This is a genomic window from Actinomadura sp. J1-007 (assembly GCF_009793335.1).
GTDB classification, from domain to species: domain Bacteria; phylum Actinomycetota; class Actinomycetes; order Streptosporangiales; family Streptosporangiaceae; genus Spirillospora; species Spirillospora yumaensis.
In genome coordinates, this window is sequence record NZ_WING01000001.1 from 1,116,309 (window position 1) to 1,140,870 (window position 24,562).

Annotated in this window: 19 protein-coding genes; 4 read left to right on the plus strand and 15 right to left on the minus strand. The window is 73.7% G+C overall.

Features of this window, described 5'->3' with window-relative positions; translation table 11 throughout:
- Positions 1-187: 187 nt before the first annotated feature.
- From ligA to mnmA, 4 genes are all read right to left on the minus strand, one after another.
- A complete protein-coding gene (gene ligA / locus GEV43_RS05075; protein WP_160819681.1) occupies positions 188-2,356 on the minus strand; it encodes an NAD-dependent DNA ligase LigA in 2,169 nt (722 codons plus the stop codon).
- A gap of 72 nt (positions 2,357-2,428) precedes the next feature.
- Positions 2,429-3,433 carry a methionine synthase gene (locus GEV43_RS05080; protein ID WP_164717173.1) on the minus strand — a complete coding sequence of 335 codons (1,005 nt, stop codon included), beginning with the start codon at positions 3,431-3,433 and terminating at the stop codon, positions 2,429-2,431.
- A 26-nt stretch (positions 3,434-3,459) separates the two neighbouring features.
- A complete protein-coding gene (locus GEV43_RS05085; protein WP_160819682.1) occupies positions 3,460-4,278 on the minus strand; it encodes an LLM class F420-dependent oxidoreductase in 819 nt (272 codons plus the stop codon).
- Between the two features lie 130 nt (positions 4,279-4,408).
- On the minus strand, positions 4,409-5,488 hold the full coding sequence (gene mnmA, locus GEV43_RS05090; protein ID WP_175249980.1) for a tRNA 2-thiouridine(34) synthase MnmA: 1,080 nt from the start codon (positions 5,486-5,488) through the stop codon (positions 4,409-4,411).
- A 208-nt stretch (positions 5,489-5,696) separates the two neighbouring features.
- Between mnmA and GEV43_RS05095 the strand changes: the two genes are divergently transcribed.
- Positions 5,697-6,836, plus strand: a complete 1,140-nt coding sequence (locus GEV43_RS05095; RefSeq protein WP_160819683.1) for a DUF695 domain-containing protein — start codon at positions 5,697-5,699, stop codon at positions 6,834-6,836.
- Positions 6,837-6,854: 18 nt separating this feature from the next.
- Here the strand turns inward: GEV43_RS05095 and GEV43_RS05100 are convergent, their stop codons facing one another.
- Positions 6,855-7,691, minus strand: a complete 837-nt coding sequence (locus GEV43_RS05100) for a DUF1206 domain-containing protein (protein WP_160819684.1) — start codon at positions 7,689-7,691, stop codon at positions 6,855-6,857.
- 161 nt (positions 7,692-7,852) lie between these two features.
- Complete coding sequence (locus GEV43_RS05105) at positions 7,853-9,031, minus strand: cysteine desulfurase family protein (RefSeq protein ID WP_160824317.1); 1,179 nt, start codon at positions 9,029-9,031, stop codon at positions 7,853-7,855.
- A gap of 242 nt (positions 9,032-9,273) precedes the next feature.
- Between GEV43_RS05105 and GEV43_RS05110 the strand changes: the two genes are divergently transcribed.
- A complete protein-coding gene (locus GEV43_RS05110) occupies positions 9,274-9,798 on the plus strand; it encodes a TetR/AcrR family transcriptional regulator (protein ID WP_160819685.1) in 525 nt (174 codons plus the stop codon).
- Positions 9,799-10,141: 343 nt separating this feature from the next.
- Positions 10,142-11,392, plus strand: a complete 1,251-nt coding sequence (locus GEV43_RS05115; RefSeq protein WP_160819686.1) for an MFS transporter — start codon at positions 10,142-10,144, stop codon at positions 11,390-11,392.
- Between the two features lie 684 nt (positions 11,393-12,076).
- Here the strand turns inward: GEV43_RS05115 and GEV43_RS05120 are convergent.
- From GEV43_RS05120 to GEV43_RS05165, 9 genes are all read right to left on the minus strand, one after another.
- Entirely contained in the window at positions 12,077-13,027 is a 951-nt protein-coding gene (locus GEV43_RS05120) for an electron transfer flavoprotein subunit alpha/FixB family protein (RefSeq protein ID WP_160819687.1), read from the minus strand.
- Between the two features lie 23 nt (positions 13,028-13,050).
- Positions 13,051-13,830, minus strand: a complete 780-nt coding sequence (locus GEV43_RS05125; RefSeq protein WP_160819688.1) for an electron transfer flavoprotein subunit beta/FixA family protein — start codon at positions 13,828-13,830, stop codon at positions 13,051-13,053.
- A gap of 543 nt (positions 13,831-14,373) precedes the next feature.
- Positions 14,374-15,894, minus strand: coding sequence for a hypothetical protein (locus GEV43_RS05130; protein WP_160819689.1), 1,521 nt, complete (start codon positions 15,892-15,894; stop codon positions 14,374-14,376).
- A 45-nt stretch (positions 15,895-15,939) separates the two neighbouring features.
- Positions 15,940-18,261 (minus strand): protein kinase, encoded by a 2,322-nt coding sequence (locus GEV43_RS05135; protein WP_160819690.1) that lies wholly within the window; start codon positions 18,259-18,261, stop codon positions 15,940-15,942.
- Positions 18,262-18,729: 468 nt separating this feature from the next.
- Positions 18,730-20,349: a serine/threonine-protein kinase gene (locus tag GEV43_RS53610; RefSeq protein ID WP_160819692.1), complete on the minus strand. Its 1,620-nt coding sequence runs from the start codon at positions 20,347-20,349 to the stop codon at positions 18,730-18,732.
- Between the two features lie 53 nt (positions 20,350-20,402).
- Positions 20,403-21,194, minus strand: coding sequence for a serine/threonine-protein kinase (locus GEV43_RS05150; RefSeq protein WP_206681069.1), 792 nt, complete (start codon positions 21,192-21,194; stop codon positions 20,403-20,405).
- Between the two features lie 134 nt (positions 21,195-21,328).
- On the minus strand, positions 21,329-22,279 hold the full coding sequence (locus GEV43_RS05155) for an acyl-ACP desaturase (protein ID WP_160819694.1): 951 nt from the start codon (positions 22,277-22,279) through the stop codon (positions 21,329-21,331).
- 247 nt (positions 22,280-22,526) lie between these two features.
- Positions 22,527-23,294, minus strand: coding sequence for an SDR family oxidoreductase (locus GEV43_RS05160; RefSeq protein ID WP_160819695.1), 768 nt, complete (start codon positions 23,292-23,294; stop codon positions 22,527-22,529).
- A gap of 25 nt (positions 23,295-23,319) precedes the next feature.
- Complete coding sequence (locus GEV43_RS05165; RefSeq protein WP_160819696.1) at positions 23,320-24,027, minus strand: NADPH-dependent F420 reductase; 708 nt, start codon at positions 24,025-24,027, stop codon at positions 23,320-23,322.
- Positions 24,028-24,173: 146 nt separating this feature from the next.
- Here GEV43_RS05165 and GEV43_RS05170 point away from each other — a divergent pair, with 146 nt between their 5' ends.
- Positions 24,174-24,539: a helix-turn-helix domain-containing protein gene (locus GEV43_RS05170; protein ID WP_160819697.1), complete on the plus strand. Its 366-nt coding sequence runs from the start codon at positions 24,174-24,176 to the stop codon at positions 24,537-24,539.
- Positions 24,540-24,562: the final 23 nt, after the last annotated feature.

Genomic DNA, 24,562 nt, shown 5'->3' on the forward strand with positions numbered 1-24,562 from the left:
TCCCGGTGGTGCGGCCGGAGCTTCAGTGGGTCGTGATGACTGGGAGAGTACGGCCTTTGCTCAACTTCGCGAAACCGGTTGCGTACGTTCCGTTATGCCCATTCTGCACCACCCTACTACCCGTGGGTAGTGGCGAAGTACCGTTCGGTAACCAGAGCCTGGTGAACGGCCCGGCGACCACGGGGTGTTATCCGTCCACGCTCAGGGTTACGTCTTTGGCCGCATCTGGCCCGTCGGAGAGCAGCACGCGGAATCCGTCCTCGTCGAGCAGCGGAACTCCCAGCTTGACGGCTTTGTCGTACTTTGACCCCGGATTGTCGCCCGCGACCACGAAGCCCGTTTTCTTGGAGACCGACCCGCTGACCTTGCCGCCGAGCCGCTGCACGGCCTCGGTCGCCGAGTCGCGGCTGAACCCGTCCAGCGACCCGGTGATCACCACGCTGACGTCCTTGAGCGGGCGCGGCCCCGCCACGCCCTCGTCCTGCATCCGGACGCCCGCGGCCCGCCACTTCTCGACGATCTCGCGGTGCCAGTCGACCTCGAACCACGCCTTGACCGTGGCCGCGATCGTCGGCCCGACGCCGTCGACCGCGACCAGCTCCTCCTCGGTCGCGTTCGCGATCGCGTCGATGGAGCCGAGCTCGCGCGCCAAATCCTGCGCCGCCGCGGGGCCGACGTGCCGGATCGACAGCGCCACCAGCACCCGCCACAGCGGCTGCCTCTTGGCCTTCTCCAGCTCCTCGAAGAGCGTCTCGACGGTCTTCTTGGGCTCGCCCTCCTTGTTGGCGAAGAACGTGACGACCTTGGGCTCGCCGGTCTTCGGGTCGGTACGGGGCGTCCCGGTGTCGGGGTCGAGGACCAGGCTCTTGATCGGCAGCAGCCGGTCGACCGTCAGGTGGAACAGGTCGCCCTCGTTCTTGACGGGCGGGTCGCTCGGCTCCAGCGGCTGCGTCAGCGCGGTCGCGCCCACGTAGCCGAGCGCCTCGATGTCGAGGGCGTTGCGGCCCGCGACGAAGTAGAGCCGCTCGCGGAGCTGGCCGGGGCAGGTGCGCGCGTTGGGGCAGCGGATGTCGGCGTCGCCCTCCTTCTCGTAGGCCAGCTCGGTGCCGCACTCGGGGCAGTGCTCGGGCATCGCGAACTCGCGCTCGGACCCGTCGCGCAGCCCGGTCACCGGCGCGACGATCTCGGGGATCACGTCGCCCGCCTTGCGCAGCACGACGGTGTCGCCGATCAGCACGCCCTTGCGCCTGACCTCGCTCGCGTTGTGGAGCGTGGCCCGCTCGACCGTGGACCCCGCGACCTGAACCGGCTCCATCACCCCGTACGGCGTGATGCGCCCGGTGCGGCCGACGCCGACCTTGATGTCGAGCAGCTTGGTGTTGACCTCCTGCGGCGGGTACTTCCACGCGATCGCCCAGCGCGGCGCGCGGCTCGTGGACCCGAGCCGCCGTTGCAGCGCGAACTGGTCGACCTTGACCACGACGCCGTCGATCTCGTACTCGGTGTCGTGCCGGTGCTCGCCGTAGTGGTCGATGTACTCGCGGACCGCGTCGAGGCCGCCGACGACCCGGTAGCGGTCGCTGACCGGCAGGCCCCAGCCGCGCATCAGCTCGTACGCTCCGGACTGGCTTTCGGGCTGCCTGCCGCCCTGCCACGCGCCGAACCCGTGCACGAGCATCCCGAGCGGGCGCCGCGCCGTGACCCGCGGGTCCTTCTGCCGCAGCGAGCCGGCCGCGGCGTTGCGCGGGTTGGCGAACGGCTTGCGGCCCGCCTCGGTCTCGGCCTCGTTGACCTGCCGGAACCCCTCGATCGGCAGGAAGACCTCGCCGCGCACCTCCAGCAGCTCGGGCCAGCCCTCGCCCGCCAGCCGGGACGGGATCGCCGCGATCGTGCGGATGTTGTTGGTCACGTCCTCGCCGGTGCGCCCGTCGCCGCGGGTGACGCCGCGCTCCAGCCGGCCGTCGCGGTAGGTGAGCGCGATCGCCAGGCCGTCGATCTTGGGCTCGCACAGGTAGCCCGCGACCTCGCCGACCTCCTTGACGACGCGGTCGTCCCAGGCGAGCAGGTCGTCGCCGCTCATCGCGTTGTCGAGGCTCTGCATCCGCTCGATGTGCGCGACCGTCGCGAAGTCGGTCGTGATCGGCGCGCCGACCTTCTGCGTCGGCGAGTCGGGCGTGACGAGCCCGGGATGCCGCTCCTCCAGCTCCTTCAGCTCGCGCATCCGCCGGTCGTAGTCGGCGTCGCTCAGCGTCGGGTCGTCCAGGACGTAGTAGCGGTAGTTGGCCTCGTCGATCCGCTCGCTCAGCTCGCGGTGCCGCTGGGCGTCCTCGGTGGGCACGTCGTCGCTCAAGGTCATGGCCCTATTCTCGCCGGTGGGACCGACATTATTACCAGCGCGACGCCCCGGTCCCCGCAGGCCGGCGGGCGGCTAGCCGTCCGCCTCGTACAGCATCCGCGCGGTCTCGCGGCACTGTTTCAGGGCCTCCCGGACATACCGCGGCGACGCGCCCGCGAGCCCGCAGGAGGGCGTCAGGACGGCCTGCCGCGCGAGCCGTTCGGCCGGGAACCCGAGCCGCCGCCACAACTCCCGCACCGGCTCGGCGGTCCCCCGCAGCGAGGGCAGCGCCGCGTCCGTCCCCGGGACGACCCCGAGGAGCAGCCCCACGCCCGCGTCGATCGTCTCGCCCACCGCGTCGTCGTCCCGCTCGGGCAGGAGCGCGGCGTCCACCGAGATCGCCCGCGCGCCCGCGCCGCGCAGCAGCCCGTACGGCACGCGCCGCGCGCAGCAGTGCACGATCGCGAACGCGTCGCCGGCCTCGATCACGCGGCGCAGGCCGTCCTCGGCGACCGGCGCCTCGATCGCGCGCAGCCGGGAGAAGCCGCTCGCGGTCGGCACCGACCCGGCGAGCGCGGCGGGCAGCCCCGGCTCGTCGATCTGGAGCAGCACCTCGGCGCGCGGCAGCCGCCGCCGCACCTCGGCGACGTGGCGGGCGACGCCCTCGGCGAGCGACGCGGTCAGGTCGCGGACGGCGCCCGGGTCGCGCAGCGCCCGGTCGCCGCCGCGCAGCTCGATCGTCGCGGCCAGCGTCCACGGCCCGCACACCTGGATCTTGAACGGCCCGTCGTGGCCGCCCGCGACCTCCTCCAGCACGTCGAGGTCGCGGGCGAGGTGGTCGCGGGTCCGGGCGGTGTCGAGCCCCGGACGGTCGGAGAACCGCCATCCGGACGGCTCCAGCCGCACGGGCAGCTCGACCAGGAGCCCCGCCGTCCGGCCGGTGAGGTCGGCGCCGGGGCCCCGGGCGGGCAGCTCGGGCAGGTGCGGCAGCTCGGGCAGCTCCCCGAGCACCGTCCGCAGCGTCTCCTCCGGGTCCTCGCCCGGGTACGACCCGATGCCTGTCGCCGTCCCTGCCCGCCACGGGTAGCTCGTCGTCACGCCCGGAACACTACCGGCGCGGACGATCAGATCAGTTCGGCGAGCCGGTCGAGGCGGGCGAGCGAGGCGTCCTCGGGCTCGGTCGGCAGGTTGAGCAGGAGCTCGTCCACCCCGGCCCGCTCCAGCTCCGCGATGACCTCGGGCTTCGGCGGGACCCCGAACAGCGAGACGGGGACGTGCCGCCCGGCGCGCTCGCGCAGCTCGGCGATCCGGCCGGGCAGGTCGTCGGTGCCGCGGCCGAGGACCGGCATCCAGCCGTCGCCGAACTCCACGACGCGGTCGAGGACGGTCGGGCCCCCGCCCCCGATGTAGACGGGCGGATGCGGGCTCTGCACGGGCTTGGGATAGGAGAAGACGGGATCGAAGTCGACGAAGTCGCCGTGGAACTCCGCCTCGTCCTTCGTCCACAGCTCCTTGAGGGCCAGGACCCGTTCGCGGACGACGCGCATGCGCGTGCGCGGGTCGGTGCCGTGGTTGCGCATCTCCTCCCGGTTCCAGCCCGCGCCGACGCCGAGCACCGCGCGCCCGCCCGAGACCAGGTCGAGGGACGCGACCTCCTTCGCCAGCGTGAACGGATCGCGCTGGACGATCAGCGCGACGGCGGTGCCGATCCGGATGCGTTCGGTCACGGCCGCCGCGGCGCTCAGCACCACGAACGGGTCGAGCGTCCGGTAGTAGTGGCGCGGCAGCTCGTCCCCGCCGGGCCACTCCGTCTCGCGCTTCACGGGAATGTGCGTGTGCTCGGTCACGAACAGCGAGGCGAAGCCCCGTTCCTCCACCGCCCGGCCCAGCGCCGCCGGGCCGATGCCCTCGTCGGTCACGAACGTCGAGATGCCGATCTCCACAGCACAACCTCCTCAGCGGGAACGCGTACGGACGGTACCGGCGTCCCCGAGGCCGCGCTTATTCCGGCATGGCCGGAATCGGTCGCCCGCTCGTGGGCGTACGGCATGCCCGAAAGGAGGCGGCGCCCGGTCAGGCGGGAACGCGGGCGGTCTCGGCGATCGTGGCGGAGCCGAGCACGCGGTCGCCCTCGTAGAGGACGGCGGCCTGGCCGGGCGCGACGCCGCGCGCGGGCGCGTCGAGCGTGATGGTCAGGCCGTCCGCGGACGGCTCGGCGACGCAGCCGTACACCTCGCCGTGCGCGCGGAGCTGGACCTCGCAGCCGATCGGCCCGGACGGCTCCGGGCCGAGCCACACCGGGCGCTCGGCCGTGATCACACGCACGTCGAGCGCCTCGCGCGGCCCGACCGTGACCGTGTTGGTCACCGGGGAGATGTCCAGGACGTAGCGGGCGCGGCCGTCCGGCGCGGGGCGGCCGAGCCGCAGACCCTTGCGCTGGCCGACGGTGTAGGCGTACGCGCCGTCGTGGTCTCCGACGCGGTTGCCGTCGGCGTCCACGATCGGGCCCGGGGCCTCGCCGAGGCGTTCGGCGAGGAACGCGCGGGTGTCGCCGTCCGCGATGAAGCAGATGTCGTGGCTGTCGGGCTTGTCGGCGACCTGGAGGCCGCGCCGCGCCGCCTCGGCCCGGATCCCGGCCTTGGTCGTGTCGCCGAGTGGGAACATCGCGTGCGCGAGCTGCTCGGGCGTGCACACGGCGAGGACGTACGACTGGTCCTTGCCGCCGTCCACCCCGCGCCGCAGCACGCCGTCGCCGCCCAGCCGGGCGTAGTGGCCGGTGCAGACGGCGTCGAAGCCGAGCGCCATCGCCTTGTCCAGCAGCGCGGCGAACTTGATCTTCTCGTTGCAGCGCAGGCACGGGTTGGGCGTGCGGCCCGCCGCGTACTCGGAGACGAAGTCCTCGACGACGTCCTCGTGGAACCGTTCGGCGAGGTCCCAGACGTAGAACGGGATGCCGATCACGTCGGCGGCGCGGCGGGCGTCGCGGGAGTCCTCAAGGGTGCAGCAGCCCCGCGCGCCCGTCCGGTACGACTGGGGGTTGCTGGACAGGGCCATGTGCACGCCGGTGACGTCGTGCCCCGCCTCCGCGGCGCGCGCGGCTGCCACGGCGGAGTCGACGCCGCCGGACATGGCGGCGAGTACGCGCAGAGTCATAGTCCTTCGAGCGTACGCGGAGGTGGCGCCGCGAGGCGATTCGGTTGCCGCGCCGCGACGACCGCCCGCACGGGCGGGCGCCCGGAGGCCGGTCGCGCGGGCGGCGGTCCGGGTGCGGACGTGCGGGGGTCCGGGTGCGGACGTGCGGGGGTCCGGTCGCCGCGGGCGGGGCGGGTGGAGGCCGATTCCGCGTACGATGTTCGACGCTATGGGAATCTTCCGACGCCCTCGTGACACGTCCGCATCGACGCTCCCGGCGATCACCGAGTTCTGGGAGTGGTGGGCGCAGGCCCGCCCGACGATCGAGGCGTCGCTGGCCGCGCCGCCCGGGGCCGAGCCCTCTGCCGCGGCCGACGTGCCGTTCGCCTCCGGGGCGGGCGCCGAGCCGGGCGCGCCGGGCGAGCCCACGATGCCCGGCGAGGGGCTGTCCGCCGACACCGTCGAGGAGCTGTCGCGGCGCGTCCACAGGATCCACCCGGAGCTCCAGTGGGAGATCGGCGGCGCCGACGACCGCGCGCCGTCCCTGACGCTGACCGGCGCGGGCGACCCCGAGCTGCGCGGCCTCGCCGAGCGCTGGTACCGGGCCGCCCCGCGCGGCGCGGCGACGGGCGGCTGGAGGTTCCACCCGGCGCGCCAGCCCGACCCCGAGATGCTCGCGCAGGACCTGGTGCTCGGCGACCACGAGTTCGACCTGGAGTACGTCCGGCTCGGGATGCGCGCCGACGCCGACCGCGCGCGGGTGCACATCAGCGCCTACCACCCCGACTTCCTGTTCGTGGCCGAGGAGCAGCAGCTCCAGGTCGCGATGCACGTGCTCGACTGGGCGCTCGGCGAGGACGACGTGGCGCGCTGGGTCGGCGACGTCACGATCGCGACCGAGGCGCCGATCGACTCGCTGCCGCCCGCGCTGCTGCCGTCCGTGGTCGAGCAGATCGCCGAGCCGTTCGGCGAGCCGTCCTGGCTGACCGGCGAGGGCCGCACCCCGCGCGGCCACCCCGCGCGGCTCGGCGCCCGGTTCCCGCTGCACCGGCAGGACTACCCGCTGTGCGACCTGCACGTGGCGATCACCGTCCCCTACGCGCACAGCAACCCCGACCGGCTGCCGGTCGAGCCGTCGGCGGGCGCGCTGCGCTCGTTCGAGAAGAAGCTCGCCAAGCTCGGCGACCGGGCCGTGCTCGCGGTCCGCGAGACCGGCGACGGGCTGCGGGTGTTCCACCTGTACGCCGACCCCGACTCGGGCGTGATCTCCGACCTCGACCAGCTCGCGGCGGGCTGGCCGGAGGGCAAGGCCAAGGTCGCCTCGACCAGCGACCCCGGCTGGCGCGCCCTCGCCCCGTACCAGCCCTAGAACGCTGCGCGCGCGTCGTCAGGCGCGCGTGTCCGGGACGGCCTCCACCTTCCGCCACCGGGCCTCGCAGAACGAGTAGAGCCCGAACAGCAGGAGCCCGACGGCGACCGCGACGAGCCCCCAGCGGCCCGCCGGAGTGCCGGCGAACTCGCGCAGCGTCCCGTCCAGCCCCTTGGCCTGCCCGGCGTCGAACGTGATCGCGGAGTAGGCGAGGAACACGCCCACCGCGCCCCCGACCAGGCCGCGCGCGGCGTTGCCCGCGACGCCGAGCGGCACCACGATCCTGCGCCGCACCTCGTCGTTCATCTGGCCGGTCTTGAGCTCGTCGAGGAACGCCCGCCGCGCCGCGTTCACCAGCGACACCACGCCCCACACCACGAAGCCCGCGCCGACGGCCAGCACGAGCCACCGGCCGCCGGGCTCGGCCATCGCCCGCGCGGTGTAGGTCTTGGACTGCTGGTCGCTGGACGTCCCGCCGTGCCCGAGCAGGAACGCGACCGTGGCCGCGAACCCGGCGAGGTAGACGACCCCGCGCGCGAGCGACGTCAGCCGGTTGAACGCCGAGTCGCCGTCCGGGAGCGGCCGCCCGTACCTGGCCTCCGAGAACTGCCAGAGGGCGAGGCCGACGAAACCGGCCGCGAGCAGCCACAGCACGAACGATCCGCCGGGGTTGTCGGCGACCGTCTGGAGCGCGCCTCCCCGGTCCGCCTCCTTGCCGCCGCCGTCGCCGAGGCCGATCCGTACGGCCAGCCACCCGACCAGCAGGTACAGGACGCCGCGCGCGACGAGCCCGCCCCTTGACAGCCGATGGAACCACGGGTGCCCCGCGGCCTTACGACCCATCACGTTCTGCATTCCACCGTCCTCCTCGCGAACGGCAACGCTGTCCCCGGCAGAGCGGCGTCCAAACAGAACGGCACGTTGCAGGCCCCTCATGTCACCCTTGCGGCCCGTCGGAACCGGGGGCCGGGCGCGGGACCGGGGGCCGGGCGCGGGGGCGGGCGCGGGGCGGGGCGTCAGGTCAGGCCGGCGCGGCGGGCCCGTTCGACCACGGGGCCGATGGCGTCGGCGAGGGCCTTCACGTCGGCCTCCGTCGAGGTGTGCCCGAGCGTGAAGCGCAGGGACCCGCGGGCGCGTTCGGGGTCGGCGCCCATCGCGAGGAGGACGTGGCTCGGCTGGGACACGCCCGCGGAGCACGCCGAGCCGGTCGAGCAGGCGATGCCGCGCGCGTCCAGCAGCATGAGCAGCGAGTCGCCCTCGCAGCCGGGGAACGAGAAGTGCGCGTTGCCCGGGAGCCGTTCGCCGGGGTCGCCGTTCAGGATCGCGTCGGGGACGGCGGCGCGCACGGCGTCGATCAGCGCGTCGCGCAGCGCGGCGAGGCGGCGCGCCTCCTCCTCGCGGTGGCCCGCGGTGGCCTGGACGGCGGCGGCGAACCCGGCGATGGAGGGCGTGTCGAGCGTGCCGGACCGCACGTCCCGTTCCTGACCGCCGCCGTGCAGCAGCGGAACGGGGTCGAGGCTGAGCGGCGGCTTCGGCTTGGCCAGCAGCAGCGCGCCCGCGCCGAGGGGGCCGCCGAGCTTGTGGCCGCTGATCGTGAGGGCCTGCGCGCCGCTCGCGCCGAACCGGACCGGGAGCTGCCCGGCGGCCTGCACCGCGTCGGTGTGGAACGGGACGCCGTGCTCGCGGGCGATCGCGGCGAGCTCGGCGACGGGCTGGACGGTCCCGACCTCGTTGTTGGCCCACATGACGGTGATCAGCGCGATGTCGGAGGCGTCGGGGCCGATCGCCTCGCGCAGCGCGGCGGGCGTGATCCGCCCCAGCCCGTCGCTCGGGATCCACTCGATCCGGGCGCCCTCGTGGTCGCCGAGCCACTGCACGGCGTCCATCACCGCGTGGTGCTCCACCGAACCGGCCAGCACGCGCGTGCGCGCGGGGTCGGCGGCGCGGCGGGCCCAGAAGCCGCCCTTGACGGCGAGGTTGTCGGCCTCGGTGCCGCCGGAGGTGAAGACCACCTCGCTCGGCCGGGCGTCGAACGCCTCGGCGATGATCTCGCGCGACTCCTCCACCACGCGGCGCGCCCTGCGGCCGACGGTGTGCAGGGACGACGCGTTGCCGAGCGCGCTCATCTCGGCGGTCACCGCCGCGACGGCCTCCGGCAGCATGGGGGTCGTCGCCGCATGGTCGAGGTAGGTCACCACGCGGTCAACATTATCCGCGTGCGCCCTGTTCCCTCCGGCCGGTAGGGCGTTGCGGGCTCCCGGCCTACGCTCCGCGTGCGCGCGGCGGCCGGGCGCTCCGGCCGGACGGCTCCGGGCCGTACGGACGCCGCCGCGCGCACCGTCCGGAACGGGCGCGTGACCAGGGAAGAAACCGGGGAATACCGGAGAGGATCACGGAGTTGCTGACTGTACCGTCCGGTCGGTACAGTAAAAAAGCCATGAAAAAGGACGCTCTCCTCGACGCCGCCGAGTCCGTGCTCTTCGAGCAGGGGACCCAGGCGCTCACGCTCGCCGCGGTCGCCGACCGCGCGGGCGTCAGCAAGGGAGGGCTGCTCTACCACTTCGCCACGAAGGAGGCGCTCGTCAAGGCGATGGTCGCCCGGGTCATCGAGGAGTTCGACGACCTGATCGACTCGCACCTCGACGGCGACTCCCCCGGCGCCTACAGCCGCGCGTACGTCGAGGCCACCTTCGACGTGCTGACCGGCGAGGACCGGGCCTACCGGCGGTGGTCGGCCATCACGGCCGCCGCCACCGTCCCGGAGCTCGCCGAGCCGCTGAACGAGGCGATGCGCCGCTGGCACGGCCGCGATCCCGGCGAGGACCGCGACCCGCTCGCGGCCATGGTCGTCCGGCTGGCGGCCGAGGGCCTGTGGGAAGTGGTGAGCCACACACCCGAGCTGTACGACGGGGAACAGCTCGGCGCGCTGAAACAGCGGCTCCTGGCCCTGCTCCAGCGCTAGTCCCCCGGCGCCGCCGCCTCCACCGGCGGCCGCCGCCCGGACCCGACGACGAGCCGTACGGACCGCATCCGCGCCCCTGAGGGGCTTGGAGCGGTCCATGACGTCCCGTCCCCCGTCACACCCGCACGACCAGGCACCCCCGCCGCCCGCACGACCAGGCGGCCCTGCCGCCCCGCACTCCGGGCGCGCACGACCGCGCCCGCCACAACGCGCCCGCGAGGGCCCGCCGCGCCAGGCGACGCCCTGGGCCGCCACGGCCCGGGACCGCCGGGGCGCGATCGCGAAGAACGAACGACGTACGTCACGGGGCCGCGTCCCCGGCGAGCCGAGAAAGAGGTGAACCATGCTGTTCCGCGCCCGTCTGGGAGCCTTCCTGACCTTCGCCCTCGCGGGGCTGCTCACCGGCGTGTGGGTGGCCCGGATGCCCGCGCTGGCGGGCAAGTTCGGGACCAGCGAGAGCGAGATCGGCATCGTCGTCCTCATCTGGGGGCTCGGCGCGATCGTGGCGATGCAGGGCCTGCGGGCCGTGATCTCGCGCGCCGGGAGCCGGGCCGTGCTGCGCGTCGCGCTCCCGCTGACCGCCCTGTCGTACGTCGGCGTCGCGCTCGCGCCGACGTACGGGCTGCTGCTCGTCGCCGTCGCGCTGTTCGGCATGACGTTCGGGATCACCGACATCGCGATGAACGCGCAGGGCAGCGTGGTCGAGCAGGCGTACCGCCGGCCGATCATGAGCGGGATGCACGCGGGCTGGTGCGTCGGCGCGATGAGCGGCGGCCTGTTCGGCGTCGTGACCGCCGCCGCGGGGCTCGGCTTCACCGCGACCGTCCTGACCGCCGCGGTCCTCGCGCTGCCCGCCGGGCTCGCGCTCGGCCGCACCTACCTGGCCGACCCCGCCGCGCCCGCCGGGGCCGGAACGGGCCGCCGCGCCCGCCGGATGCCCGTCGCGGTGTACCTGATCGGCGTGCTCGCGTTCATCGCGTTCATGACGGAGGGGTCGATCGCCGACTGGAGCGGCCTGCTGCTGCACGACGAGCTCGGCGCGACCCAGGCCGTGGCCGCGCTCGGCTACCCGATGTTCGAGCTGGCCATGCTGTTCGGGCGACTGGTCGGCGACCGCGTCCGGACGCGGCTCGGCACCCGGCGGCTGCTGGCCGGCGCCGGGATCGGCACCGCGCTCGGCATGACCCTGGTCGTGCTCGCGCCGACCGCCCCGGTCGCCATCGGAGGGTTCTTCGTGACCGGGCTGGTCGTCTGCACCGTCGTCCCGACGACGATCTCGCTGGCGGGCACCGCGGCCCCGGGCCGCCCCGCCGCCGCGGTCGCGCAGGTCGGCGCGATGGGGTACGGCGGCCTGCTGCTCGGCCCGGTCGTGGTCGGCTTCCTGTCGGACGCCACGTCCCTGCGGGTCGGCGTCGGCGTGGTGGTCGTCCTGGCGCTGCTGATCGCCGCGGGGGCGAAGTACGTCCCGCTGGGCACCGGCGCCGACGTGGCCTCCGTCGCGTCGCGGCCGGAACCGGCCTCAGCGACGACCGCGGCTACGACCGCCGAGCCGCCCACCCCGGAGACAGCAGAACCCGAACCGGCCGCCGCCTGATCCACTCGGCCGTGCCCCTGTGGGGCACGCCCTCGCGGGCACGGCCGCCGCAGGCGAAGTCCTTGCGGGCGCGGTCCTCGCGGGCGCTGTCCTCGCGGGCGCGGGCCTCGCGGGCGCTGTCCTCGCGGGCGCGGGCCTCGCGGGCGCGGGCCTCGCGGGCGCGGGCCTCGCGGGCGCGGGCCTCGCGGGCGCGGGCCTCGCGGGCGCGGGCCTCGCGGGCGCGGGCCTCGCGCGGGCCTCGCGGGCGCGGTCCTTGCGCGGCCCTCGCGGATGCGGCCCCCGCAGGCGCGGCCCTTGCGGGCGCGGTCCTTGCGGGCGCGATCCTTGCGGATGCGGCCCTCGCGGGCGCGGTCCCTGCGGATGCGGCCCTCGCGGATGCGGCCCTCACGGGCGCCTGATCCTTTCGGCGCCCGCCCCCGGCCGTTCGCGACCGTCCTCCGGCCGCCGCCCGGCCGACCCTCGACCGTCCCCGGCCGCCGCGGGCCGCCGCGCGGCCGCCGCCCGGCCATTCCCGGCCGTCTCTCTGCCGCCACCAGGCCGCCGTGCGGCTGTCCTCGGTCGTTCGCGGCGTGCCGGGCGGGTCACCGGTTCGTCTTCGGGGCGTTCGCGGGCGGGAGGACGGACGGACGAACGCCCCGCGCCGGGGGGCCGGGGCGGGGCGTTCGCGGGAGGTCGGCGCGCGTCCTACTTGCGCTTGTTGATCTCCTCGGTGAGCTGCGGCGCGACCTGGAACAGGTCGCCCACGATCCCGTAGTCGACGAGCTCGAAGATCGGCGCCTCGGGGTCCTTGTTGATGGCGACGATGGTCTTCGAGGTCTGCATGCCGGCCCGGTGCTGGATGGCGCCGGAGATGCCGACCGCGATGTAGAGCTGCGGCGACACCGTCTTGCCGGTCTGGCCGACCTGGAACGAGTGCGGGTACCAGCCGGCGTCGGTCGCGGCGCGGGAGGCGCCGACGGCCGCGCCGAGCGAGTCGGCCAGCCCCTCGATGATCGAGAAGTTCTCCGCGCCGCCGACGCCGCGCCCGCCGGACACGACGATCGCGGCCTCGGTCAGGTCGGGGCGCTCGCCCTTCTCCTGGACGACCTTCTCGACGATCTTGGCGGCCTTGTCGTTGTCCGACAGGGACACCGACACCTGCTCCTCGGCCGGGGTGGCCGGGGCCGCCTCGGGGGCGATGGAGTTGGGGCGGACCGCGATGATCGGCGTACCCGTCTTGACCTTGGCGTGCGCGATGATGCCGCCGCCGAAGATCGAGTGCTCTCCGACGAGGCCGTCGGCGACGTCCACGACGTCGGTGAGCACGCCGGAGCCGGTCTTGACCGCGAGCCGGCCCGCGATCTCCTTGCCCTCGGCGGTCGCGGACACCAGCACCGCGGCCGGGGACTTCTCGGCGACGAGCTGGGCGAGCAGCGCGGCCTTCGGGGCGACGACGTAGGAGGTCAGCTCCTCGTCGGCGGCCACGTAGACCTTGCCCGCGCCGTACTCGGCGAGCCTGTCCTTGGCGTTCTCGTAGCCCGGCCCGACCCATACGGCCGCGGCCTCACCGTGGCGGTTGGCCAAGGTGAGCAGCTCCAGGGCGACCTTCTTGACCTCACCGTCGACGTGGTCGACGAGGACGAGAATCTCAGCCATTGTTCCTTAATCCCCTTCCTCGGTCAGACGAACTTCTTCGACGCGAGGAACTCGGCGATCTTCGCGCCGCCGTCGCCCTCGTCGGTGACGATCTGACCCTGCGCGCGCGGGGGCGCCTCGGCGAAGTCCACCACCTCGGTGGCGGCGTTGGCGAGGCCGACCTGCGACGCGTCGATGCCCGCGTCGGCGACGCCGAGCGTCTCGACCGGCTTCTTCTTGGCCGCCATGATCCCCTTGAACGAGGGGTAGCGCGGCTCGTTGATCTTCTCGACGACGCTGACGACCGCGGGCAGGCTCGCCTCGACCTTGTCGAAGCCGTAGTCGGTCTGCCGCTGGACCTTGATGGCCGAGCCGTCGATCTCGACCTTGTTGGCCAGCGAGAGCTGCGGGACGCCGAGCCGCTCGGCGAGCATCGCGGCGAGCACGCCGGTGCGCGCGTCGGTCGACTCGGACCCGAGGACCACCAGGTCGAAGCCGGTGCGGCCGAGGGCCTGGGCGATGGCGTACGAGGTCTGCAACGCGTCGGAGCCCGCGAGGGCGTCGTCGATGACGTGCACGGCCTTGTCGGCGCCCATGGCGAGGGCCTTGCGGATCGACTCGGTCGCCTTGTCGGGGCCCATGCTGAGGACGGTCACCTCGCCGCCCTGGGCCTCCTTGATGCGCAGCCCCTCTTCGATGGCGTACTCATCCAGCTCGTTGATGACACCGTCCGCGGCCGCACGGTCGAGCGTGCTGTCATCGGACTTCAGCTTGCGCGGGCTCTCCGTATCGGGAACCTGCTTCACCAGGACGACGATGTTCATGGCCGGTGGCCGACCTCCCTGCACTCAGTTTGGCCGCTGGGGTAAGCGGACAGAGGGGCGCCGCCCATGCCGGGTCGACGCGTGCTGATGCTTTCGCACCTCACAGCCTGCCAAAGACCCGAACGCGCTTCGGCTCCGGGTCCCGGGTTCGGCCGTGCACTCTAAATGTTACCGATCGGTAGCCTACTGGCAAATCCCAGCTCGCGAGACGTTCCCCACGAAACCGGCTCGAACGGCACGGGCCCGGCCGCCCGCACCCCCCGTGACGTACATCACCGTCCACCTTGCCGCCTGCCTTGCCGCCTGCCCTGCCGTGCGCCTTGCCGCCTGCCTTGCCGTGCGCCTGCCGTGCGCCTTGTCGTCCGCTCTGCCGTGCGCCCTGCCATGCGCCTTGCCGTGCGCCCCCTGCCATCCGCTCTGCCGTCCGCCCTGCCGTGCGCATGCCGTCTGCCCTGCCGTGCGCTTGCCGTCCGCCCTGCCGTCCGCCCTGCCGTGCGCCTGCCGTGCGCCTGCCGTGCGCCTGCCGTGCGCCTGCCGTGGGCATCATCGCAGAGCGGTCTGGAGCCGGTCGACGCTCGACTCCAGCGAGCTCTGCAACCCGTACATCGGCGCGAAGCTCGGGGTCAGCGACATGGCCCCGACCACCGCGACCAGCGCCAGCAGGCCGAGCGGCACCCCGGCGAGCGCGATGCGCCTCGGCACCCGCGCCACGGGGAGGAACAGCGCTTCGAGCCGCCGCCGCGGACCGTTCGCCCCCGGCACCGTCCACAGCACCGCCGCGCCGGCCCCCGCGCCGAACGCGCAGGCGCCGAGCGCGTCGATCTCGCCCCCGACCGCCGAGATCCCGACCAGCCCGAGCGGCACCGCGGCCGCGACCGCCGCGGCGGGCACGAACGTCAGCACCGTGCGCCCCACCGCCCCGGCCCACCCCTGAACCGTGCCGGCCGCCACCGCTCGGAGCAGCATGACACCCGCCACCGACAGTACGAGTCCGACGACCGGCATCATCACCGCGACGCCGACCGCGATCACCACGACGGACGCCCCGAGCAGCCGCGCCCATCCCTGCGTGACCGCCAGTTCATGCCTTGCCGCCGCTTGGCGGAACGCCGGGACGCCGTCGGCTTCGGCAGCAGCGGTGGGCGCGGGCGGCGCGGGTTCGGAAGGTTCGGTCGCTGAGGGGGCGGGCGCCGATCGTACGGAGGCGTGGGCTGCGGCTTCCGCGATGGACGGCGCGGGTGTCCGTTGCCCAGGGGCCCAGGCCGGGGCTTCCGCAGCGTTCGTTCCGGCCCCGGCCTCGCGGTCTGGGGCGGCTGGTTGCGGAGAGGGTTCCTGCGGCGCCTGGCGCGGCGCGGGGACGGCGGCCCCGGCGGACACGGGCGAGGGGCCCAGATCCAGGGCCGCGCAAGCCTCGGCGAGCTGGCCTGCGCTGGGACGATCCGCGGGGTGGTCGGCGGACGCCGCCTGGATCAGCGGTACGAGGGGCTCGGGAAGCGGAGTGTCGCGGAGGTCGCCCGCGGTGGCCGCGAACGCGACGACGGCCGCCCACGCGTAGATGTCTTCGGCGGGAGCGCCGCCGCAGAGGCCGAAATCGACCACAACGGGAGCGCCGTCCACGACGAGGACCGTGCCCGGACGCAGATCGCCGTGTGCGAGCCCTTCCCGGTGGATGGCGGCGAGCGCCTTGGCGAGGCCGAGGGCGAAGCGGCGCAGACCGGCGCCGAGGATGGGGCCGCTCTCCGCGACGACGTCACCGAGGGGCTTTCCGGGGACGAAGCGGGAGACGACGTAGGGCGGGTCGGTGGCGGGGTCGCCGTCGAGGACGTCCACGACGTACGGGCTGAGCACTCCGCGCATCCGCTGGACGTCGGGACGCGCGCCGGGCGGCAGCAGGCGGATCGCCACGTCGCGTCCATCAGGCCCGGCGGCGCGGTGGGCGTCCCCTACGCCCGCGCCGCTCGGACCCGCGTGCGCGCGACCGCCCGAGCCGCTTCCTGCGCTGCCGAGCCTCGCCAGCAGGCGGTACGGCCCGATGTGCTCCTGGTGGCCCGTTTCCCCGTTCATAAGGCTCGCCACCCTACCGAGCGGGTACCGCATGGCGGGGTCTGATCAGGCGTAGCCGAGACGGCGGAGTTCCGTCTCCAAGGCGGCCAGGAAGGTGTCCACCTCGTCCTTGTCGTAGGTCTCCCTGAGGCGGCGCAGGGTGAACGACCGCGCGCGCACGTCGTCGGCGCCGACGACCTGGGCGAGTCCGCGGCGGTCGCCCGCGAGCCATATGCGCGCGCGGGACACGAACTCGTCCACCTCCGCGGGGTCGTACCCCTCCTTGAACCGGACCTTGGTGAACGTCACGCCGCCCAGCAGCGCCACCGCGCGCCGTACGTCGACCAGCGCGCCGGGCATGACGGGACGTCCCGCGAGGAGTCCCTGGGCGTGCGCGCCGTACATGCGGGCCGCGCGCACGATCTCGGCGAGGCGCGGGCCGTTTGCGGGGACGCCCGTGCCGGTCTGCGCGTCGCGCATCGCGCGGCCGGCGGCGGAGAGGGCGCGGCGGGCGTATCCGGCGGTGTGCTCGGCCCAGGTGCCGCCGATCGCGTGGCAGCGTTCGGCCGCCACCAGCTCGCGCTTGGCCTCGGCCAGGGAGACCTCGATGACCGACACGGTGAGGGCGAATCCGGACTGCTCGAACGCGGCGCGTCCCGCGACGAGGCGGTCGGCGGCGCGCGCGGGCGCGGGAGCCGGTTTCGGTTGCGGTGGCGGCGGAGCGGGTTTCGGCTTCGGACGCAGGTTGAGCCGGGGGGCGATGGCGCCCGGGTTGGCGAACCGCGCCTCCAGTTCGGCGGCGCTGGGCCGTTCGCCCGGATCGCGGGTGAGCGCGTCCTCCAGCACCTCGCGCAGGTCGGCGTCGATGCCGTTCAGGTCGGGCGTGCCGGTGAGGACGCGGCGGACGAACGCGGCGGGGCTCGTCGCCTCGTACGCGCGTCTGCCGGTCGCGGCGTAAGCGACGGTCGCGGCCCAGCCGAACACGTCGGTCGGCGGTCCCGCCTGGCGCCCTTCCAGGACCTCAGGGGACACGTAGCCGGGCGTCCCGACCGGGCCCTGCGTCAGGCGGGCCGCCCCGGCCAGGTAGGCGATGCCGAAGTCGATGAGGATCGGCTCCCCGCCGACCAGCATCACGTTCCCCGGGTTCACGTCGCGGTGGACGCTTTCGGCCGCGTGGACGGCCGCGAGCGCGCGCGCCAGTCCCCCGGCCAGGCGGAGCAGGCCGTCGCGGGGCAGCGGCCCGTGGCCCTTGACCCTCTCCAGGAGGGAGGCTCCCTCGACGTAGCGGGTGACGATGTACGGCGGGTCGCCGTCCACTCCGCTGTCGACGAGTTCGACGACGTTGGGGCTGCGGATGCGCCGCATCGCCTCGACCTCGCGCCTCAGCCGATCCTTCGCCTGGAACTCGGCGGGCAGGAACGGGTGCAGGGTCTTGATGGCGACCATCCGGCCGTCGTCCGCGCGCGCGAGGTACACATCGCCCATCCCGCCGCTGCCGAGGCGTTGCAGGGGGCGGTAGGGGCCGATCGGGGCGAGCGAGCGCGGGCGCCCCTGCCCCGCCGCGGGCCCGCCGCCGCCGGAGACGACCCGCAGCCCTGCTGAGTCGGGGCGCAGCGCGCGCAGCCGCCGGACGAGCACCCCTGCCCCCGGACGCGCCTCGGGATCGCCCGCGAGCGCGTCGCCGAGCAGGCCCCGCAGCTCGTCCGGGACGCCGCTCAGGTCGTGGTCGCCGCGGATGATGCGCACGCACACGGCCGCGTCGTTCGGCGCGTCGTAGATGTCAACGCCGGTCGCGGCGAACGCGACCATGGCCGCCCAGGCGAAGACGTCGGCGGACGGGCCCGCGTCGTCTCCCTCCAGGAGTTCCGGGGCGAGATACCGCCACGTGCCGGAGCGGCCCCCCGTGTGCGTGAGGCGCGTGTCGTCCACACCCTGGGAGATGCCGAAGTCGATGACGACGGGCTCGCCGCCCTCCAGCAGCACGTTGCCTGGCTTGATATCGCGATGAACGACCCCGGCGCGGTGGATCGCCTCCAACGCCTCTGAGGTGCCCATCGCGATGCGCCACAGAGGCGCGCCCGTGATGGCCCCATTGGCGCGCACCTCGTCCAGGAGCGGGCGTCCGTGGACGTACCGCGTGACGATGTAGGGAACGCGCGCGTCAACGTCGAATTCCAGGATCTCGGCGACCCGGGGTGTGCTGACCCGCCCCATCGTCTCGACTTCGCGCTGCAACCGCGTCCGTGAATCGCCCGCGTCCACCAGGTGCGGGTGGAGGGTCTTGACGGCGACGACGCGGCCCTTGGGATCGACCGCGCGGAAGACCTGTCCCATGCCTCCCGAGCCGATCAGCTCGATCGGACGGTACGGGCCGATCGAGGCGGGCAACGCGCTCTCCGCTCCCTCGGGCGCTTGCGGGAGCGGTGGCGTTGGGGGCGGCGGGTCGGCGGGGGGCTGGGATTCCGGGGGAATCCATGCTCCGTCAGACGAACGGGACCCCGGAGACGAGGTTGCGGACATCGCTGCGCAGGCTCTCCAGGTTCTGGCTCATCCCGTTCAGCGGGGTGGTGTCGGGGGGCTGTTTCTGGGACAGGGCCACCAGGACCGCCGCGAAGATTCCGAGGATCAGCACGCCGGCGAGCGCTGCTTCGGTGCGCGGGAGCAGGGCGCCCCAGAGGCGGGCCATCTGGCGCCGCGGCGCGCCGCTGCCGGGCGCGAGGCTCAGCAGCGCGATGACGGCCATGGCGGAGTAGGCGATGGCACGCGAAGCGGTCATGTCCGGGTAGGCGAACATCAGCACCGCGAGCAGGATCAGCCCGGCGATGGCGCTGAGCGGCGCCAGCAGCACGGTGACCATCAGCGCCCCGGGCAGATGCAGCGGCGTCTTGAACGCCGCGGCCACCGCGTCCCCGGAGCGGGGGCCCCGCCGCGTCCGCTTGCCCTCCATGCCCTTGGCGGCCTTGTCGCCCATGCGCAGCACGAGCACGCCGACGACGGTGACGCCGACGGCGAGGAGCGGCGCGATGTTGGCGAAGCCGAGCAGGGCGACGAGGACGAGGACGCTGAGAACGCGGTACCAGCCGTACGGCTTCGAGGGCTCGCGCCCTGATTCGTCACGGCCGCGGCGGTCGGCGCGCTGGTCGGCGCGCTGGTCGGGACGCTGCTGGGTGCCCTGCGCGGCGGGATCGTACGGGCCGCCCTGCTCGGGGCCCCGCTGGAGCGCGGCCGGGTGGGGCTGCGTGGGCGGGCGCTGCTGCCCGTACGGGGCGTAGCCGCTCTGGTCGTAGGCGTTGTAGCCGCCTTGGTTGGGAGGCCCGTACGGGCCGCCCTGGCTGTATCCGGTGGCGCGGTCGTAACCCGGCTGCTCGTACGGCGAGGGTTCGTAGGGCGAGGGCCCGGCGGCGGCACCGGCGGGGGCGCCGCCGGGGGCAGCATCCCCTTGAAGTCCTTCGGCTGCGCCGGCGCGGGCGTGGGCGCCGGAACCGGGGTGGGAGCAGGCGCGGGCGCGGGGGTGTCGGAGGGCGACGGCCCGGGCGCGGGCATGGAGAACTGCCGCGAATGGTCGGCCTCGGTCTTGTCGAGGGGCTGTTCCAGGGGCTGGTCCAGCGGCTGCGACGTGCCGTCCGGGCGCGTGTAGTGCTCGTCGACACGGGTCGTGTCGGTGATCGTGGCCTCGAAGTGGATCCGCCGGGCGAGCTGGACGAGGCTGACGGCGGTCGGCCGTTCGGCGGGGTGGCGGGCCATCGCGGACCGCAGCAGCGGCAGCAGGCCGTCGGGCACGCCGTCCAGGTCGGGCGTGCCCTGCATGATCTTGTAGAAGATCGACTCGAACGTGCCCGAGCCGAACGGGGGCCGCCCGGTCGCCGCGTACGCGACGGTGCCGGCCCACGCGTGCACGTCGGACGCCGGGCCCGCGTCCTCGCCCTCGATGATCTCCGGCGCGAGGTAGCCGGGGGTGCCGATGACCATGCCGGTCGCGGTCAGCCTCGTCGCGTCGGCGGCCTGCGCGATGCCGAAGTCGATCACGACGGGCTCGCCGTCCATCAGCATGACGTTGCCGGGCTTCATGTCCCGGTGGATGATCCCGGCGCCGTGGATGGCCGACAGCGCGGCGGCCAGGCCGACCGCGAGCCGCTGGAGGCCGGGCCCGTAGATCGGGCCGGACTCCTCGACGACCTCCTCCAGCGTGCGCCCCGGCACGTACTGGGTGACGATGTAGGGCCGCTCGGCGGTGACGTCGGCGTCGAGGATCTCGGCGACGTTGGGGCTGTGCACCCGCCGCATCGAGTCGACCTCGCGGGCCAGCCGCCTGCGCGCGGTCGCGTCTCCCGCCACCGCGGGGCGCAGCACCTTGATGGCCACCTTGCGGCCCCCGGGGTCGGCGCCGAGATACACGACGCCCATCCCGCCTTCCCCAAGGGTCTGGAGCACGCGGTAGTGGCCGATACGGTCCCCGGACGTGACAACCCCCTTCATCGTTTCGGAAACCCTACCTTCGCCCAAGCCGCCAAGAGGATCTAACACCCATGTCAGGCCACCAACGCCCGGTCGCGCTGGGTGATGTCGCGGCTCCAGTCCGCGAGAGCCCCGGCGAACCACCGGGCCGTAGGGCGGGCGTCCGGATCCCGTCGCATGGCGTGCCTCAGGAGCGCGGCCAGAGGTTCCGGCACGCCTTCCAGGTCCGCCTGCCCGCGCAGGATGCGAAAGCAGATCCCGTGCAGGGAACCGCGTCCGAAGGGCGGGCGTCCCGTCGCCGCGTACGCGGTCGTGGCTCCCCAGGAGAACACGTCCGACGCGCGCGTGGCGGGGTCGCCCTCGATGATCTCCGGTGCGAGGTACGCGGGCGTGCCCACGACCATGCCCGGCCTCGTCGCCTGGCCGGCCCCGGCCTCGTGCGCGATGCCGAAGTCGATGAGTGTCGGCCTTTCGCCGAGCACCATGACGTTGCCAGGGGCGACGTCCCGGTGGACTACTCCCGCGTCGTGCACGGCCGCCACGGCCAGGGCGAGCCCCCGCGCGAACCGCATCACGCCGCTTCCGCCCAGCGGGCCGTACGCGGGGACGAGGTCACTCAGGGGGCAGCCGGGGACGTACTGCGACACGACGTACGGACGCTCCCCGGCGACCCGGCCGTCCACGAGCTTCGCCACATAAGGGCTGTCGACCCGTCCCTGCGCGGCCATCTCCCGGGCGAGGCGGCGCCGCGCCTCGGGGTCGGCCGCGAGTTCCGGGCACAACTCCTTGACGGCGACCTCGCGGCCGACGGCGTCCACGGCCAGGTGCACCACGGCGGTGCTCCCCCGGCCGATCTCGTCCAGCAACCGATAGTGATCCAGCCGCTGTTGCGTTCCCATACTTCCTTTGACGCCACGAAACGGGCACTCGTTCCGATGGCCTGAGCTTTTACCCGCATTCCCCGCGTCGCGGCGCACGCGAGGGCCGCGCCCGGAAGGCGTCAGCCCTCGCGGGCGGCCTTGCGCGCGCGGCGCTCCTCGCGGCGGGTCTCGAACTTGGTGGCCGCCGCGTCGAGCTGCTCCAGGAACTCCGAAAGCTCCTCGCGGGCCTTGTCGCCGTCGCCGTTCAGGTCAGTGCGGTCGAAGACGCCCCACTTGCGCAGCACGGGCACGAGCACGTCGTCGTGGTGCAGCCGCAGGTCGTAGATCCCGGCGTTGGCGATGGTCACCGACTTGCGCAGGAAGCCGTCGATGCTGTGGCCGGGCATCTGGAACTGCTTGACGACCTCGGTGATGGCCCGCATGGTCTCGTTCGGCGCGATCTCCAGCGCGGCGCCGAGCAGGTTCCGGTAGAAGATCATGTGCAGGTTCTCGTCGGCGGCCACGCGCGCGAGCATCTGCTCGCACACCGGGTCGCCGGACGCCTTGCCGGTGTTGCGGTGCGCCACGCGGGTGGCCAGCTCCTGGAACGACACGTACGCCGCGCCGTGCAGGAACTCGGTGCCGTGCGTGGCCTCGTAGCCGACCTCCATGTGGTGCATGCGAGCACGTTCCAAGGCGACGGGGTCCACGGCGCGCGTCACGGTGAGGTAGTCGCGGATCACGATTCCGTGCCGGTTCTCCTCGGCCGTCCACCGGTTCACCCAGGTGCCCCAGGCCCCGTCACGGCCGAACACCGAGGCGATCGCGCGGTGGTAGCCGGGCAGGTTGTCCTCGGTGAGCAGGTTCACGATCAGCGACTCGCGCGCCTCGTGGCTCACCTTCGACTGCTCGATCGACCACGCCTCGCCGTCGAGGGGCCCGTCGTAGTCGCGCCCCAGGCTCCACGGCACGTACTGGTGGGGGAACCACTCCTTGGCCATGGAAAGGTGCCGGTTGAGCTCCTTCTCGACCACGGGCTCCAGTTCGAGCATCAGATGGGTCTGGAGCTTCTCTTCGGGCGTCACGGGCATGCTTTTCCTTCGCTGGACGAGGTGGGTGCGGAAGCGGCGGCGGGGGCGAGCGTGCCGGGCGGCGCCACCGTACGCGCGGCACGGGAAGGGGGGCTTGCCGGCGGGCCGTCCCACGTCCCGCCGAACCGAACTTACTGAACCGTAGGTTCGATGTTCGCGATCGGCCCGACGCACGTCAAGTCACCAGGGTCACAAGCGACCCGGCCGATTTCTTGTAGAAGGCCGCGAAATTCGGCGGCGCCGGTTGTCACTGAGACTCGGCGGCCTGCTGCCACATCCGGTTGACGGCCGCCCTCAGCAAGGGCCTCGGAACGAGCTTCAGAGCGGGAAGCGCCGCCTTGTACTGAGCACCGGGTACGCACAGCGCCCGTCCCGCCGAGACGGCGTCCAGGCCAGCCCTGGCGACGTTCTCGCGGCGCAGCCAGAGCAGGTTGCTCTGCGCCTCGTCCTCCGTACGGGTGAACCCCGGGCAGAGCGCCGTCACGTGGACGCCCTTCGCGGCGACCTCCGCGTGCAGGCTCTCGGAGAACGACGCGACGTACGCCTTGGTGGCCCCATAGGTGGCGCTGCCCGGGGACGGCGCGAACCCGGACATGGACGCGACGTTCAACACACCGCCCCGGCCCCGCTCGATCATCCCGGGGAGAACGGCATGGGTGAGCCGTACGACCGCCGTGACGTTCAGCTCGATCTCGGTGAGCTGGTCGTCCAGGGGGATCTCAGCGAACGCGCCGAAAGCGCCGTAACCGGCGTTGTTGACGAGCAGTTCCACCGGTTCCGCGCGCAGGCGCCGCTCGACCTCCGCGCGCGCGCCGGGGTCGGTGAGGTCGGCGGCGATGACCTCCACGGCGACCCGGTACCGCTCCACCAGCTCGCGCGCCAGCCCGTCCAGCAGGTCCGCCCGCCGGGCCACGATCACCAGGTCGGTGCCGCGCCCGGCGAGCAGCCTGGCGAAGCTCTCGCCGATCCCGCTGGACGCGCCCGTGACGAGGGCCGTTCGGTACGCCTGTCGCATGGCGGGAGATGCTAGCGGCCGATCTTCACTCACCCGGGCGGCATGACCGAATATCGCGAAAATCATTCGGCAAGCCCGTCCGACCACCGAAGGCCGCCTCCATCGGAGGGAACATCGACGCCGGATCCGCCCCTCGCGCGTAGAGCCCGATCGCGAACGCGGCGACCGCCTCCAGTTGTCCGGCCCGTTCCAGCCCGCCTCCGGTCATCGGGACGCAGCCCAGGTCGCGGACCAGGCTCCGGACCACGTCCACCGCCCCCTCGTCATCCCCGCAGAGGGGCACGCCCAGGGGGCGGCCGTCGAACACGGGAGGGGTCAGCCGCCAGACACTCTCGTGGCAGAGGTTGAACGCCTTGACGACGCGCGCGCCAGGGGCCGACTCCGCGACCTGCTGGGCGGCGGAGGCGTCGTTCCTCGTCCAGAGCGTGAAATCAGGCGGGCCGGTGGGGTTGGTGCAGTCGACCAGGACGCGGCCGGAGAGCGTGCCCTCCGCCCCGCCCGCCGCCTTCAGTGCGTCCTGCGCTCCGTCGTACCAGACCGCCAGCAGCACGACCTCGCCGAACACCGCCGCCTCGCGGAGGCTTCCGCCGCGCGCGCCGTCCCCGATCGCCTCCGCCAAGGCCACCGCCTTGGCGGGCGTACGGGCCCCGATCATCACCTCATGCCCCGCGCGCGCCCACTGGGTGGCGAGCGCGTCCGCCATGTTCCCGGCACCGAGCACACCGATCCGCATCCCGAAGTCCCCTTCCGTCCGGCCGCCGCACCGGCGGCTCCGTCGAATACCGTCGATGACGGTCGATCACCGTCGTCCGGGACGCTAGGCGGTCCGTTGGACACCGGACGGTGCGTTTCGGAAGGGGCAGGCTGGTGGGGAACACCATGAGACGCACTGACGACAAACTCATCGCCGACTGCCAGGCCCGGCTCGGTTTCGACATGCTCACGGGCACCTGGACCAGCGTCGTGCTCTTCGCGCTCCGGGACGGCCCCGCGCGCCCGCGCGAGCTGCGCGACCAGATCGGCGGCATCAGCCAGAAGGTGCTGAACGAGACCCTCCGCCGTCTAGAGCACAACGGCCTGGTCACCCGGCGCCGCTACGCCGAGGCCCCGCCCCGCGTGGAGTACGAGCTGACCGCCCCAGGCCGTGGACTGCTGGAGCCCATCTTCGCGCTGGGGCGCTGGAGCGAGCGATACGCGGACGACGTTCTGGCGGCACAAGAGCGAGAACGCCCCCTCTCGCACTGACCGTCGAGCGCCCCCGGGAAACG